At 66.4% G+C, this 15471-nt stretch carries 11 protein-coding genes; 8 read left to right on the top strand and 3 right to left on the bottom strand.

From position 1 onward, the window contains the following. The first annotated feature begins 20 nt into the window (after positions 1 to 20). The 5 genes from KHO41_RS13815 to KHO41_RS13795 are packed head-to-tail and all read left to right on the top strand — an operon-like array spanning position 21 to position 6950. Positions 21 to 1181 (top strand): acyl-CoA dehydrogenase family protein, encoded by a 1161-nt coding sequence (locus KHO41_RS13815; protein ID WP_211953847.1) that lies wholly within the window; start codon positions 21 to 23, stop codon positions 1179 to 1181. A 34-nt stretch (positions 1182 to 1215) separates the two neighbouring features. After that, entirely contained in the window at positions 1216 to 2070 is an 855-nt protein-coding gene (locus KHO41_RS13810; protein ID WP_211953846.1) for an enoyl-CoA hydratase/isomerase family protein, read from the top strand. Between the two features lie 29 nt (positions 2071 to 2099). Continuing rightward, complete coding sequence (locus KHO41_RS13805; protein ID WP_211953845.1) at positions 2100 to 4103, top strand: acetyl/propionyl/methylcrotonyl-CoA carboxylase subunit alpha; 2004 nt, start codon at positions 2100 to 2102, stop codon at positions 4101 to 4103. After that, complete coding sequence (locus tag KHO41_RS13800; protein ID WP_211953844.1) at positions 4100 to 5899, top strand: acyclic terpene utilization AtuA family protein; 1800 nt, start codon at positions 4100 to 4102, stop codon at positions 5897 to 5899. The genes KHO41_RS13805 and KHO41_RS13800 overlap by 4 nt, the downstream gene beginning before the upstream one ends. Positions 5900 to 5951: 52 nt before the next feature. Then, entirely contained in the window at positions 5952 to 6950 is a 999-nt protein-coding gene (locus tag KHO41_RS13795; protein WP_211953843.1) for a tripartite tricarboxylate transporter substrate binding protein, read from the top strand. Between the two features lie 42 nt (positions 6951 to 6992). On the opposite strand, the gene KHO41_RS13790 is transcribed toward KHO41_RS13795, so the two are convergent. Beyond that, a complete protein-coding gene (locus KHO41_RS13790) occupies positions 6993 to 7931 on the bottom strand; it encodes a patatin-like phospholipase family protein (protein WP_211953842.1) in 939 nt (312 codons plus the stop codon). A 499-nt stretch (positions 7932 to 8430) separates the two neighbouring features. Here KHO41_RS13790 and fliD point away from each other — a divergent pair, with 499 nt between their 5' ends. Beyond that, entirely contained in the window at positions 8431 to 9900 is a 1470-nt protein-coding gene (gene fliD, locus KHO41_RS13785; protein WP_211953841.1) for a flagellar filament capping protein FliD, read from the top strand. A gap of 46 nt (positions 9901 to 9946) precedes the next feature. Here fliD and KHO41_RS13780 read toward each other — a convergent pair whose 3' ends face one another. Further along, positions 9947 to 10651, bottom strand: a complete 705-nt coding sequence (locus KHO41_RS13780) for a YceH family protein (RefSeq protein ID WP_211953840.1) — start codon at positions 10649 to 10651, stop codon at positions 9947 to 9949. A gap of 215 nt (positions 10652 to 10866) precedes the next feature. Between KHO41_RS13780 and KHO41_RS13775 the strand changes: the two genes are divergently transcribed. Beyond that, on the top strand, positions 10867 to 12600 hold the full coding sequence (locus tag KHO41_RS13775) for an FAD-dependent oxidoreductase (RefSeq protein WP_211953839.1): 1734 nt from the start codon (positions 10867 to 10869) through the stop codon (positions 12598 to 12600). A gap of 46 nt (positions 12601 to 12646) precedes the next feature. On the opposite strand, the gene KHO41_RS13770 is transcribed toward KHO41_RS13775, so the two are convergent. Beyond that, positions 12647 to 14383 (bottom strand): dipeptidase, encoded by a 1737-nt coding sequence (locus KHO41_RS13770; RefSeq protein ID WP_211953838.1) that lies wholly within the window; start codon positions 14381 to 14383, stop codon positions 12647 to 12649. Between the two features lie 253 nt (positions 14384 to 14636). On the opposite strand from KHO41_RS13770, the gene KHO41_RS13765 reads away from it, so the two are divergent. Beyond that, positions 14637 to 15368, top strand: coding sequence for a glutathione peroxidase (locus KHO41_RS13765; RefSeq protein WP_211953837.1), 732 nt, complete (start codon positions 14637 to 14639; stop codon positions 15366 to 15368). The last annotated feature ends 103 nt before the right edge of the window (positions 15369 to 15471 follow it).

The raw sequence follows: 15471 nt of genomic DNA, 5'->3' as shown, positions 1-15471 counted from the left end.
AAGAATTCCTGGAGACCAGCATGCTGTACACCGAAGACCACCGCAATATCATGGACAGCATCCGCCGCTTCGTGTCGGCGGAAATCGATCCGCATGTCGATGAGTGGGAAGCCGCCGAGATCTTCCCGGCGCACGAACTGTTCAAGAAGATGGGGGACCTCGGCTTCCTGGGCATTACCAAGCCGGTGGAATACGGCGGCCTCGGGCTCGACTTCTCCTACGCGATCGCCGCGGCCGAGGCGCTCGGCTATGCGCGCGCGCAGGGCATCGGCATGGGCGTTGGCGTGCAGTGCGACATGGCTACGCCGGCGCTGACCGCGTTCGGTTCCGACGCGCTCAAGCGCGAGTTCCTGGCGCCCGCCATTGCCGGCGACATGGTGTGCTCGATCGGCGTCTCGGAAGCCGGAGCGGGCTCCGACGTGGCATCGCTGAAGACGCGCGCACGCCGTGACGGCGACGACTACGTGATCTCCGGCTCCAAGATGTGGATCACCAACGGCACGCAGGCCGACTGGATCTGCCTGCTGTGCAACACGTCCGACGGCCCCGTGCACAAGAACAAGTCGCTGATCGTGGTGCCGCTCAAGGAGAACGGCAAGCGCGTGAAGGGCGTGGAAATCCAGAAGATCAAGAAGTTCGGCATGTGGTGCTCCGACACCGCGCAGATCTTCTTTGACGAAGTGCGCGTGCCGGTGCGCAACCGCATCGGCGAAGAGGGCATGGGCTTCATCTACCAGATGAAGCAGTTCCAGGAAGAACGCCTGAACGGTGCCGCGCGCCGCCTGGCCTGTACCGCACTGATCGAGGAGACCGCGGACTACCTGCGCCAGCGCATCGCGTTCGGCAAGCCGCTGCTCGACAACCAGTTCATCCAGTTCAAGCTGGCGGAACTGAAGACCGAGATGGAAGCGCTGCGCGCGCTGGTCTATGTCGCCACGCAGACCTACATCAACGGCGGCGAAGTGACCGAGCTGGCGTCCATGGCCAAGCTCAAGGCCGGGCGCCTGTCGCGCGAGGTGGCTGACTGGTGCATGCAGTTCCAGGGCGGCATGGGCTACACGTGGGACAACCATGCGTCGCGTGCGTATCGCGATTTCCGCCTCGGCTCGATCGGCGGCGGTGCGGACGAGGTGATGCTGCAGGTCATCGCCAAGCAGATGGGCCTGATGTCGCGCGGCTGAGCGCGTGTCTTTCCACACTCGACGAGACACTGCCATGCCAGACACCTCCCAGAACGACGGCGTGATCGTTCGCCGCTCCGGCGGCGTGCTGTTCGCCACGCTGAACATCCCGGCCACGCGCAACGCGCTGGCGCCTGAAGTCGTGGCGGCGCTGGCCGCCGCGGTGGGACAGGCGGAGGCCGACCCGGAAGTCCGCGCGCTGGTGCTGCGCGGCGCCGGCGGCATCTTCAGCGCCGGTGGCAACGTCGGCAATTTCCAGGCGCGCCTGCAGGCCGAGGCCAGCCAGGAGGACCCGGTCGCCACGCGCAACCGCCAGTTCGGCTATTTCATGGAGCGCCTGTCGGTGCTGCCGGTGCCCGTGATTGCCGCCGTGGACGGCGCTGCAATGGGCGGCGGCATGGGGCTGGCGTGCGCGGCAGACATCGTGCTGGCCACGCGCGACGCGCGCTTTGCACTGTCGGAAACCACGCTGGGCATCATTGCCGCACAGATCGCGCCGTTCGTCGTGCAGCGTCTCGGTGCAGTCGCGACGCGCCGCCTCGGGCTGACCGGTGAGCGCGTCAGCGGCCAGTCGGCCGTCGCCATCGGCCTGGTCGACCAGCTTGCCGAAGACAGCGCCGAACTCGATGCGCTGATCGCCGAATGGCTGACGCGCATCGGCCGTTGCGGGCCGAACGCGAACCGCGTGTTCAAGACGCTGGTGGGCCGCTGCGGTCGCGAAGCGTCCTCGTCACTCTCGCCGCTGCTCGACGAGGCCTCGCACCTGTTTGCCCAATGCATGCGGCACGAAGGCGCCGAGGGCGTCGCTGCCTTCCGCGAGAAGCGCGATGCCAGCTGGGTCGCGCGCTTCGATGCCGACACCGTCCGCGCGGCGCAGGCCGTCGCCTGAGATTTCAAAGAGATTCACGGGATTCCCTCATGTCCGCTACCCGCCGACCCTTCCATACGCTGCTCGTCGCCAACCGCGGCGAGATTGCCGTGCGCATTATGCGCACCGCGCGCCGCCTCGGCCTGGCCACGGTGGCTGTCTATTCCGAAGCCGACCGCCACAGCCCGCACGTGGCTGCTGCCGATCGCGCCGTCTGCATCGGCGCCGCGGCGCCCCGCGAGTCGTACCTGAACATTGCCGCCATCATCGATGCCGCACGCCGCAGCGGCGCCGATGCCGTGCATCCCGGCTACGGCTTCCTGGCCGAGAACGCCGAGTTCGCGGAAGCGATTGCGGCTGCCGGACTCATCTTTGTCGGCCCGCCGGCGAAGGCCATCCGCGCGATGGGCAACAAGGCCGAGGCCAAGCGCCTGATGCTGGACGCCGACATGCCCTGCGTGCCTGGCTATCAGGGCACGGCGCAGGACGACGCCACGCTGCTCGCGCAGGCCGGCGAGATCGGCTTTCCGCTGATGGTCAAGGCAGCAGCTGGTGGCGGCGGACGCGGCATGCGTCTGGTGCGCGATGCCGCAGGCTTGCCCGCTGCGCTGACGAGTGCGCGTTCGGAAGCCGAGACCGCATTCGGTTCCGGCGAACTGATCCTCGAACGGGCCGTGATCGCTCCGCGCCATGTGGAAATCCAGGTGTTTGCTGACACCCACGGCAACGTGATCCACCTCGGCGAGCGTGACTGCTCGGTGCAGCGCCGCCACCAGAAGGTCATCGAAGAAGCGCCGTCGCCGGCCGTCGGCCCCGCGCTGCGTGCGCGCATGGGCGAGGCTGCCGTGCGTGCCGCGCGTTCGATCGGCTACGTCGGCGCCGGCACCATGGAATTCCTGCTGGATAGCGAAGGCAACTTCTACTTCATGGAGATGAATACGCGCCTGCAGGTCGAGCATGCGGTGACAGAAGCCATCACCGGATTCGACCTCGTCGAGTGGCAACTGCGCGTGGCAGCCGGTGAACTGTTGCCGGTCACGCAGGACGAAGTGCAGCTGAACGGCCACGCGATCGAAGTCCGCCTGACCGCCGAGGACGTGCCCGCAGGCTTCCTGCCGCAGGGCGGGCCGCTGATGCGCTGGCGACCGCCTGCCACGGGCCGCGACGTGCGCGTGGACCACGCGCTGGAAGAGGGCGGGGCGATTCCGACCCACTATGACTCGATGGTGGCCAAGCTCGTGGCACACGGTGCCGATCGCGAAGAAGCGCGGCGCAAGCTGCTGCGCGCGGTTGAGGATTGCGTGCTGCTCGGCGTGCCGTCCAACCAGGCGTTCCTGGCGGACTGCCTGGCTAGCGAGGCCTTTGCCGGCAACGACGTCCACACCGGTTTCGTCGACACTCACATGCAAGCCGCGCTGCAAGCCACGGTGCCGCCGCAGCATGTGGCAGCCAGCGCCGCGCTGGTGGCCGCAGGCGTGCTGGAAGGCGGCAGCCGGCCGGCGGCGCTGGCACGCGCGGCGGCCAGCGTAGCGCTGGATGCTGCGGGCCAGTCGTGGCAGGCCATGCTGCGCGCCGGCCGCGATGGCTGGCATGTCAGCCTGCGCGAGCGCGACAGCGAAGCGCCGGCCCAGGAATGCGTGCTGCGCGTACTGCGGGCCGACGCGGAGGCGGGCACTGCACTGGTGGAGTGCGACGGCGTCGCCTATCCGCTGGTGTTTGCCACGGACAAGCATGCGCTGCACCTGTTCCAGGCCGGCCGTGCGTGGAAGTTCCAGCGCCACGATCCGCGCCGCCGCCGCGACGCAGGCGATGCCGACGGCATGCTGCAGGCGCCGCTGACCGCGCGCATCGTGGCCGTGCACGTGGCCGAGGGAGATCGCGTGCAGGCTGGCCAGCCGCTGGTGGTGCTCGAGGCCATGAAGATGGAACACATCATTGCCGCGCCGTTTGCCGGCGTGGTCGCGGAATTGTCGGCTCGCCCTGGTGGACAGGCCAGTGCCGGCGCGCTGCTGGCGCGCGTGGAAGCCGATGACGCTGAACAGGAGAAGGCATGAGCGATACCGCCAAGACCGTACGCATCGGTGGCGCCTCGGGCTTCTGGGGCGACTCCGCGATCGCCACGCCGCAGTTGCTGGCCGTGCCCGGCATGCAATACCTGGTCTACGACTACCTGGCCGAGACCACGATGTCGATCCTGGCGCGTGCGCGTGCCAAAGACCCGGCACTCGGCTATGCCACGGATTTCGTGAACGCCGCCATGGCGCCGAACCTCGGCGAGATCCTGCGCCGCGGCATCCGCGTCGTGGCCAATGCCGGCGGCCTCAATCCGGAAGCCTGCCGTGACGCGCTGCTCAAGGTGGCCGCGCAGCAGGGCTTGTCGCCACGCATCGCCGTGGTGACCGGTGACGATGTGCAGCCGCACTTCGCGCAATGGTGCGCGGACGGCCTGACCGACCTGGCAGGCCAGCCGGTGCCAACGACCGAGCCATGGTCGGCCAACGTCTACACCGGCGCGCAGGGCATTACGCGCGCGCTGGCGCTTGGCGCGGACATCGTCATTGCCGGCCGTTGCGTGGACAGTGCCGTGGTGGTTGGGGTGCTTGCGCACGAGTTCGACTGGGACTGGAGCGACTGGGACCGCCTGGCCGCCGGCACGCTCGCGGGCCATGTGATCGAGTGCGGTGCGCAGGCCACGGGTGGCCTGTTCACGGACTGGCAGCGCGTGCCGGACTGGGACCGCATGGGTTATCCCGTGATCGACTGCGCGCACGATGGCAGCTTCGTGCTGAGCAAGCCCGAAGGCACGGGCGGGCTGATCGATCCCGCCGCCGTGGCGGAGCAGGTGCTGTACGAGGTCGGCGATCCGGCCAACTACCTGATGCCCGACGTGACCTGCGACTTCCGCACGGTGCGCACCGAACTGGCCGCGCCGGGACAGGTGCGCGTGTCCGGCGCACGCGGCCGGGCACCGGGCGGCCACTACAAGGGCAATGCGACGTGGCAGGACGGCTACCAGATCAGCCTGATGATGGCGATCCGCGGCATCGACGCGCCGGCCAAGGCACGCCGCACGGCCGATGCGCTGCTCACGCGCACGCGCGCCATGCTGGCCGAGCGCGGCTTGCCCGACTACAGCGAGACGATCGTCGAGCTGCTCGGCTGTGAATCCCAATACGGCCCGCATGCGCGCGAGCTGCCGACGCGCGAGGTCGTGCTGCGCATTGGCGCACGGCACGCGCAGGCCAAGGCGCTGAGTTTCCTGCAGCGCGAATGCTCGTCGGCCGGCACGTCGATGGCGGCGGGTACGCGTTCGTCGTTCTCGGGCCGCGTCGACATCCAACCCGTGGTCAAGGTGTTTTCCTTCCTGGTGCCGAAGGGCGACGTGCCGATGCGCGTGGCGTTCGAGGACGGCGAGATCGTGCTGTCCAAGGCCGCGCAGTGTGGCGACGCTGCCGCCCCCGCCGCGATCGATATCCCGGCACTCCCGCCGGTGCCCGACGAGCCCCGCGTGCAGCGCCCGCTGGTGGCATTGGCCTATGCCCGCAGCGGCGACAAGGGCGACGATGAGAACATCGGCGTGATCGCGCGGCGGCCCGAGTACCTGACGCTGCTGCGCGAGCAACTGACGCCGGACTCGGTACGCGCATACTTTGCCCACCTCGTTCACGGTGACGTCGAGCGCTTCGACGTGCCGGGCCTGCATGCACTGAATTTCCTGATGCATGGCGCGCTGGGCGGCGGCGGTGTCGCAAGCCTGCGCTCCGATCCGCTCGGCAAGAGCTACGCACAGATGCTGCTGGACTTCCCGTTGTCGGTCCCACAGAGCTGGGCACAAGACATCGCTAACTGAATCGCAGAACCGATTGCGCCGGCTACAGGCGCGCATCCGACAAGGAGGAGACATGACACAACGCAAGCCCAACGGGCGCATCCGCAGGCTGCTGGGACTGGGTCTGTTCGCAGGACTGATTGCGGGCGCGATGCCGGCGGTCGCTCAGGGCGACAACTGGCCCAGCCGCCCCGTACGGGTAGTCGTGCCCTACACGCCCGGCGGCGTGTCCGACGCCGTCACGCGGCTGGTGATGCAGAAGCTCGCCGAGCGCATTGGCCAGCCCGTGGTGGTGGAAAACCGCCCGGGTGCGAATGGCATGATCGGCTCGGACAACGTAGCCAAGTCCGCGCCGGACGGCTATTCGCTGCTGGTGGTGGTGGCCGCGCATGCGATCAACCCGAGCCTGTATCCGAAGATGAGCTACGACCCGATCAAGGATCTGACCGGTGTCAGCCTGATCGGCCGGATTCCGCTGCTGCTGGTGTCGAGCGCCCAGCTGCCGCCGACCAACGTCAAGGAACTGGTGAGCTGGGGCAAGGCCCATCCGGACAAGATGACCTTTGCCTCCAGCGGCAACGGCTCGGGCGCTCACCTGGCCGGCGAGCTGTTCGCGCAGACCACGGGCGTGAAGATGGTGCACATCCCGTACAAGGGTATTTCGCCGGCGTTGCCGGACCTGTTCTCCGGGCAGATCGCCATCATCTTCGATTCGGTCCAGACCATGATGCCGCAGGTGAAGGCCGGCAAGGTCCGCGCGCTGGCGATTTCGAGCCCGACGCGCTGGCCGGCGGCACCGGACGTGCCGACGATGGCCGAGGCCGGCTATCCGAGCGTGACGGCCAGCAGCTGGATCGGCCTGATCGCGCCGGCCAAGACGCCGCCAGCGGTACTCGCAAAGATCTCCGCAGAGATGGACGCCGTGCTGCGACAGCCCGATGTCCGCGCGCGGCTGATCGACTACGGCATCGACCCCGTGGGCGGCAAGGCCGACCAGTTCCAGGCCTTCATCAAGGATGAATCCGTGCGCTGGGGCGAGGTGGTGAGGAAGGGCGGCGTGAAGGTGGAGTGAGACGGCGGGGCCGGCCCGATGTCCCGCGCCGGTCCCCGTTTGCTACAGATGCCGCTCGGCAGGCGGCGAATGGTCGTGATGCTGGTGGGGCGCCGGGTGCAGATCCGCACTGCAACTCGGCGATTCCGCATCATGCGTGTGCGGATGCAGGGCGCCGGGCACATTCTGGCTGTCCAGGCCATTGCGCGACAGCCACAGCGCGGTGGTGCCGGCCGCCCGGTCGATCAGCTCGCCGCAGCGCGAGTAGTCATAGGGTGAGATATCGAGCGGGCACAGCGGTGGCACCACGGAAATATGCGCGTGGCTGCTCCAGTGCTGCAGGTCGTGGACAAGCTGGCGCGCCACCAGCAGTGAAAGCGCATTGAACGCGTGTTCGAGTGCCCCGCGCGGCGGACGCCGCTCGGAACACGTGAAACCTGCCGGCAGCACGATCACGCGCGTGGCGCCGAGCCGGATCGCAGTGGAAACGGGCGTGTTGTTCGCCACGCCGCCGTCGATCAGCGAGCGCCCTTCGAACTGGACCGGCGGAAACACGCCGGGAATCGCCGCGCTGGCGAGCACGGCATCGACAATGCCGCCGCTGGATAGCAGGACCTCCGCGCCGCTCTGCATATCGGTTGCCACCACGTGCAGCGGCAGCGCGGCACCTTCCAGTCGGGCGTCGCCGAAGTTGCGGTTCAGCAAGGTGCGCAGGCCAAACGCATCCACCAGATAGCCGCGGCTGCCGCCCAGCATGCCCAGCAAGCTGCGCCACGACCACGGCATGATTTCCGCGCGCCGGATCGCGCGCCACAGTTGCTCCAGTTGCGCGGCCCCTTCGCGCCCCGGGTGGCACGCAAAGTAGGCCCCATTGATGGCCCCGGCCGAGGCCCCGATCACGAGGTCGGGCGTCAGGCCCCACGCCACCAGTTCGCGCAGCATGCCGACCTGGATTGCGCCCAGGCTGCCGCCGCCGGCAAAGACAAAAGCGGTTTTTTCCATGATATGGGTGCGGCGCAATCCACGCCGCGCTTGTGCTTTGGCTGAAATCGTCCTGAGCAAAGCATAGGCGACACTTGCGCCGGTTGGCAGGACTGGCTCAGGACTGGCTTTGCGAAACCGAATGCACGCTGCCCCGCGTTGTCGTGTGTGCCGGACGCGGTATGTACGTCAATTGCGCAATTAACCGACCTGAGTTCATCACCACTTCCAGCCGACCTGCGGTCGTACTCAATCTGGCGTCAGGGAGGTGGTGAGTTTGGTATTGCGCACATCCTATGTACCAAATGGCTTACAAAGCCATGCTGCTTGTAACGAAGTGGACAAGCCTTCCCGGGTTCAGGTTACGGGGCCGTATCAGAAAGATTACGGTTCATTAAATAGGCCGGAAATTGCCGCCAGTTGAAGAGAGTTGGTCGAAATCCGCGCTGCTATGGTGGCTCGCGGCCAATGTCTGGACATTGCGGCCGCACCTATCCAAGCAACCGTTGCAGGAATACGCATGACAACCATATCGAATCTGGGCGTCGGCTCGGGTCTCGACCTGAATTCCCTGCTGGATCAGCTGACGCAATCTGAACAGGCGCCGCTGCAAGCGATCCAGGACCAGGAATCCAGCTACCAGACCAAGCTGTCGGCTTATGGCCAGCTCAAGAATGCGCTGACCGCCTTTCAGTCGGCAGCAGGCAAGCTGGGCCAGCCGGACTTTTTCAACGTGACCAAGATCTCGTCGAGCAGTACCGACGTGCTGAGCGCCACGAGCACTACCGGCGCTGCTCCGGGCACGTACTCGGTCAACGTCACGGCGCTGGCGCAGGCCCAGTCGCTCGTCGGTGCCGGGCAAGCCAAGGAGGACGCCGCCATCGGCACGGGCTCGATCCATATCGACTTCGGCACGATCAGCGGTGGCACGCTGGATACCGACAGCACCAGCGCCACATACGGCAAGTACACGGGCGCTACGTTTGCTGCCAAGGACGGCAGCACGGGTGTCGATATCAATATCGACAGCACCCATGACACGCTCGAAGGCGTGCGCGACGCGATCAATGCGGCCAATGCCGGTGTGACCGCGACCATCCTGAATGACGGATCGGGATCCCCGTACCGGCTGGTGCTGACGTCCAACGACACAGGCCAGGCTAACAGCATGCGCATTTCCGTGACCGGCGACAGCACGGGCGCGCTGGCCGGCCTGGTGGCCAATGATCCGGCCGGCACCCAGAACATGGAGCAGACTGTCGCCGCGCGCGATGCCAAGCTCTCGGTCAACAACATCGACATTCAGAGCGCCAGCAATAACGTCTCGGCCATCCAGGGCCTGAGCCTGTCGCTGTCGCAGACCGGCACGTCGGTCGTCAGTGTGCAGCGCGACAACACGGCCATCCAGGACGGGATCCAGGCCTTCGTCACGGCCTACAACAGCCTGCAAAGCACGGCCACGAGCCTGTCGGCCTTCGACCCGACCGCGGCGCAGGGCCAGCAGGCCGCCCCGCTGACGGGTGACGGTGTGCTGCGCAACATCCAGACGCAGCTTCGCTCAGCGCTCAATATGCCGGAGGGCGGTGGCCAGGACGCGTTCACGATGCTGTCTGATGTCGGTGTCAGCTTCCAGAACGACGGCACGCTGTCGCTGGACACTACCAAGCTGTCCAGTGCCATGAATAGCAATATGGCAGGGGTGGCCGCGCTGTTCAGCAACAGCGACGGCAAGACCGGCTATGGCAACGAGATCAGCAGTCTGGTCGACAACATGACCGGCACCAATGGCGAGCTGAGTTCCGCGACCGATGGCATCAACAGCACGCTGAAGGACCTGAGCGCGCAGTACGACTCCACGCAGACCACGATCAACGACACGATCGCAAACTATCGCCAGGAGTTCACGCAGCTGGACACGATCATGGCGCAGATGAAGAACACAAGCACTTACCTGACGCAGCAGTTCGGTGCCATGAGTTCGAGCGGCTAAGAAGGTAGCCGTTCGCGGGCCGGGTTTGCCCCGGCCCGCGCCAGGATCAGGGCGTCAGCGCGTCCGGGTCAATGCCGAGCTGGCTGGCCATGTGTTCGACCAGCGCTTCCAGGCGCTGCACCCGGTTGGAGAGGTCGCGTTGTTCGGCGCGCAGCCGTTCGAGTTCCGAGGGCGCGACGGATTCGTCAGCCAGGGCCGGTCCGGCCGCGGCAAAGCTTTCCACATTGATTTCCCCGCCGAGCAGGTGCATCCAGCGATGTTCGCGCTCGCCTGCCGCACGGGGCAGCTTCACCACGTAGGGCGGCTCGTGTTCGGCCAGTTCGTCCAGGAACCCTTCGACGGACGAGATGTCCGCGAACGCGTGCAGGCGCACCGTGTTCAGGCGCAGTTCGGCCGCGGTCTGCGGCCCGCGCAGCAGCAGCATGGCCAGCAGCGCGGCCGACTGCGAGGGCACGCCCAGCACGCGGTTCATATTGTGTTCGAAGCGCGGCACGCGGCTGCTGCTGCCTTCGAACACCAGGCTCAGGCCTTTCAGGCCGTCGATGGCCACGACTACTTCCGCTTCCGTGACATTCATGACCGGCGAACGCGCGGTCTTCTGGTTGCAGCCCGCGGTGAGCGCATTGAGCGACAGCGGGTAGGTGTCGGGCACGGTGTGCTGCTTTTCCTTCAGCACGCCGAGTACGCGTCCTTCGATCGGGGTCAGCGCGCGGATCGGCTGGCGGGAGGGGGTGTCAGGCGTGGAGCTCATGGGGGAGTGTGTCGTGGTGCGGCGGCGGAGTGCCGGCAAGGCGGACATTCAAACGCAAGCCGGCGCAATGTGCAACTGGCCGTCCCCATCTTGTTGCCGTACCTCGCTTTCGCGCGGCCGCCGACTACTATCGATGAGGTGCAACGGCCGGGCAGCGCCCAAGCATCGGTGTGCACGAAAGCCGACAAATTCTTTTTGCTTACGGGGAGGCCAGTATGGCGAAGGCGGACCGGACGGAGAGCGTCGAGGGGCAGGGCACCGAGGCCACGGCAAGCCTCGATGCACCGTATTCGACGCTGGAAAGCCGATGGCACCAGATGTTTCCGACACTCAGTGCCGATGAAGTCGAACGCATGCGGCATTTTGGCACGCCGCAGTGCTGGCAAGCCGGCGAACAGCTGTTTTCGGTCGGGCAGGTGGGCCGCGGCATGTGCGTGGTGGTGAGCGGCTGTATCCAGATCATCCGCCGCGACGGGCTCGGGCATGAGCACCGCATTACCGACCTCGGGCCGGGCATGTTTTCGGCCGAAGTCGGCACGCTGACCGGGCGCCCGTCGCTCGTGGACGGCCGCGCGGTGACCGATTCCGAAGGCTTCGCGATCCCGCCAGACAGGCTGCGCGCCTTGCTGGTGGCGGAAGCGGACCTTGGCGAGCGCATTATGCGCGCGCTGATCCTGCGCCGGGTCGGGCTGATCGAGTCCGGCAGCGGTCCCGTGCTGGTCGGCCATGGCGCCGAGCCGCTGCTGCTGGCGCTGCAGGCGTTCCTGCGCCGCAACGGCCACCCGTACACGGTGATCGACATGGACGTCGAGCGCGACTGCTCCTGCCTGAGCGAGTTCGCCAACGCGCCGGATTCGGATTTTCCGCTCGTGATCTGCCCGGACGGCCGCGTGCTGCGCGCGCCCGATGAAGGGCAACTCGCCTCCTGCCTTGGCCTGCTGCCCGAATTCGATCCGGCCCACGTCTACGACGTGGTCGTGGTGGGCGCGGGTCCCGCCGGCCTGGCCACGGCCGTATATGCCGCGTCCGAAGGGCTGTCGGTGGCAGTGATCGACTGCCGCTCGCCGGGTGGGCAGGCCGGCGCCAGCGCGCGCATCGAGAATTATCTCGGGTTTCCCACCGGCATCTCGGGCCAGGCGCTGGCCGGGCGCGCGTTTGTCCAGGCGCTGAAATTCGGCGCCCACATTGCGATCCCGCTCGAAGTGAAGGCCCTGCATTGCGGTTCGGACCCGATCCGGCTCGAACTGGTCGATGGCCGCATGATTTCGACCCATACGGTGGTGATCGCCACCGGCGCCCAGTACCGCCGGCCGGCCATCGACGCGCTCGAACGCTTCGAGGGACGCGGCGTGTATTACTGGGCCTCGCCGGTGGAAGCCAAGCTGTGCAAGAACGAGCCGGTGATGCTGGTCGGCGGCGGCAACTCGGCCGGGCAGGCGGCGGTGTTCCTGGCCACGCATGCGGCGCATGTCCACATGCTGGTGCGCGGGCAGGGCCTGGCGGCCACCATGTCGCGCTATCTGGTCGACCGTATCGGCGGGCTGCCCAACGTGCAACTCCACACCCGCGCGGAAATCCATGCGCTCGAAGGCGACGGGTGGCTGTCCGATGTCCGCTATCACGCGCCCACCGAAAGCGATAGGCTGGTCTCGCTGCCGGTGCGCCACCTGTTCCTGTTCATCGGCGCCGATCCCAATGCCTCGTGGCTGCGCACGTGCAACGTGGAGACCGACGACAAGGGCTTCGTGCGCACGGGTGGCGGGACGCTAGGCTGCGCGTCGGCCGTGCCGTATCCGCTGCAGACCAGCGTGCCGGGCGTGTTCGCGATTGGCGACGTGCGCTCGGGTTCGACCAAGCGCGTGGCCGCGGCAGTGGGGGAAGGCGCCTCCGTGGTGGCGCAGATCCACAGCTATCTCGCCGGACTGCAGATGGGGCCGCAGGCCGCCTGAGCGGCTGCCGCGCACGGTGTAGCGCGGGTTGCCGGCCTGCCAAGTTCTACTGCATCCTGCCGAGGTTTCCGATCCTCACGATCATCTCGGTGAACATCTGCAGGTCCAGGTCCAGATCGGGGACTTCCTTGTACTCCTTCGCATTGTGCGCGGTGTACTTCTTGCCGGGCATGGCCGGTCCGAAATTGATCGCGTTGGGCAGCAGCTTGGCCGTGGTGCTGCCCGCCGTAGCCACGGGTTTGGCTTCGAGTCCGGTGGTGTCACCGAAGATGTTCAGCAGCGTCGAGAGCCAGGCGCCCTTGGGGTCGCGCGCCATCCAGTTGCCCTGGTCATGCTTGACCTCCACGGTCGAGCCCGTGGAGGCCGCCCACTTGTAGATGCGCTGCAGCACCTTGCCGCTGAGCGCCTCTGGCGTGCTGCCGCGCGGCATGCGCACATTGGCGGTGACTTCGATGAATTCGCCTTGCTCGCGGATCTGGTTCGGCGACATGGTCAGCGGGCCCATGAACGGGTCACGGTAGGCCAGTCCCATCTTCTCGCCAAGGTAGCCCAGGCCATACAGATCGGCGATATAGCGCGCGGCGCGCAGGTAGTGGTTGTCGGTGAGCGGCACGCCCGACGTTTGCAGGAACAGCGCCAGCCGCGGCAGCGGGTTGACGCCTTCCTCGGGCCGCGAACCGTGTGCCGACACACCGGTCACCTTGACCACGACTTCGTCGCCGTCCCGCTTGACGTCGATGGCGAACTTCCCGCCCTGCGGGGTGTACTTGCGGATAAAGGCCGCACGCGCGTTATCGAGCGCGCTCAGGACCGATGCCGGATTGCCGCCGGCAATGCGCGCGGTCGCACTCTCCGGCACGGTATTGGCGGACGCCGCGCCACGCATGGCAACGATGGTCGCGCGCTTGCTATCGGTCGCTTGCACGGGGAACAGCACCCGCAACGCGCCGGAACCCTTCTCCGCCACGACGGCGGGGTATTTGCTGTCGAGCACGATGTTGAAGTCGGGCAGCGCATTGTGTTCGCGGTAGTACTTGATGCCGTCGCCACCGGTCTCTTCGGTGGTCTCGATCATCAGGCGTACGCTGCGCTCGAGCGGCACGCCGCTTTCCTTGACGGTCTTCATAGCGTAGAGCGCCGCGGCAATCGAGCCCTTGTCGTCGATGGTGCCGCGGCCATACAGGCGGTCGCCGACGCGCGTGACGGCGAACGGATCGAGCTTCGTGCCATTGTCGAGCACCCAGTCTTCGGCGACGGCTGGGACCACGTCGGCGTGGGTCAGGATGCCGAAGATGTCGGTGCCGGTGCCGGTTAGCGTGACCTCGAAGACGCGGTTGTCCACGTTGCGGTAGATCAGCCCGAAAGACTTTGCCATGCCCTCGACGAGCTTGCCGAATTCGATGATGGCGGGGTTTTCGTGCTGCGGCATCTTGTCATCGCGAACGGTGCGCAGCGCGACCATCTTGCCCATCGTGTCGATGACCGCTGCCTCGTTGCGTACCCGGTTGTAGACCCCGAGCAGACGGCCGATGTTGACGAGGTTGTCGCCACTGAGCGGCAACCCGCCCTGCCACGCCGCTACGGCAGGCGCCACGGCAGGGTCGGCCTTGGCCGCGTTGGCCAGGAAGGTTTCGAGGCCTTCCTGCGCGCCGGGCTTCTGCGAGGCGATCAGCGCGTCCAGGGCGGGCTTGCGTAGCGTTTCGGCGCCTGCCGGACAGGCGAGCGCAAGCGAAAGCGAAAGCACAAGCGCGGAGAGGGCGTATCGGGTGGTAGGGCGGCTCATCGGCGCTTGGGGATGCGAAAGGAGGTCGACAGATGGCCGCATGATAGGGCACTTGTCTATCCTATTGTAAAAAATAGGTGTGCCTTATATAGCACCTATACCTGTCCATAAGGGAAGTCTATCCGTCATTGATAGTAAAGGTTAATGACGTTGGTTAAAACGATGAATTGTACAAATCACATTGGAGTCGCCAGAATCGGGTCCATCGCTGCAACACGCAGCAAACCACTGAAACCACCAAGGAGTGATCCCGATGCTGCAATCCCGTGAAGGCCAACGCGTTCCTAATGTCGCTTTCCGCATCCGCCAGGACAACGAGTGGAAGACTGTTACCTCCGGCGATCTGTTCAACGGCAAGACTGTCGTGGTGTTCTCGCTGCCCGGCGCCTTTACGCCGACCTGCTCGTCGACCCACCTGCCGCGCTACAACGAACTGGCGCCGGCATTTGCCAAGCAGGGCGTGGATGACATCCTGTGCGTGTCGGTCAACGACACCTTCGTGATGAACGAATGGGCCAAGGACCAGGAGTCGCAGAACATCACCATGATCCCCGACGGCAACGGCGAATTCACCGAAGGCATGGGCATGCTGGTGGACAAGGCCGACCTGGGCTTCGGCAAGCGCAGCTGGCGCTATTCGATGCTCGTCCGTGACGGCGTGGTCGAGAAGATGTTCATCGAGCCGGACGAGCCGGGCGACCCGTTCAAGGTCTCCGACGCCGACACCATGCTGAACCACATCGCCCCCGACGCCAAGCGTCCGGACCAGGTGGTGGTGTTCTCGAAGGTAGGCTGCTCGTTCTGCGCCAAGGCCAAGCAGCAACTGTCCGACGCCGGCTACGAGTACATCGAAGTGCCGCTCGACAACAAGGTGCGCGGCAAGGTGCTGGGCGCCGTGTCCGGCGAGATGACCGCACCGCAGGTGTTCATCAACGGCAAGCTGATCGGCGGCGCCGCTGCGCTCGACCAGTACCTGGGCCAGTAATCCCCGTATCACGACCGCCCCGCGCGGTCCGGCAGTCGCCGGACCCGATGGCGCCGCGCTGCCTGCGCGGTGCCATCCAGCCCGCCGATTGATGTCAGATCGA

The sequence above is a fragment of the Cupriavidus numazuensis genome, assembly GCF_905397435.1.
Taxonomy (GTDB): Bacteria; Pseudomonadota; Gammaproteobacteria; order Burkholderiales; family Burkholderiaceae; genus Cupriavidus; species Cupriavidus numazuensis.
The sequence above is the reverse complement of the archived record's forward strand: the minus strand, read 5'-3'. Positions and strand labels throughout refer to the sequence as shown.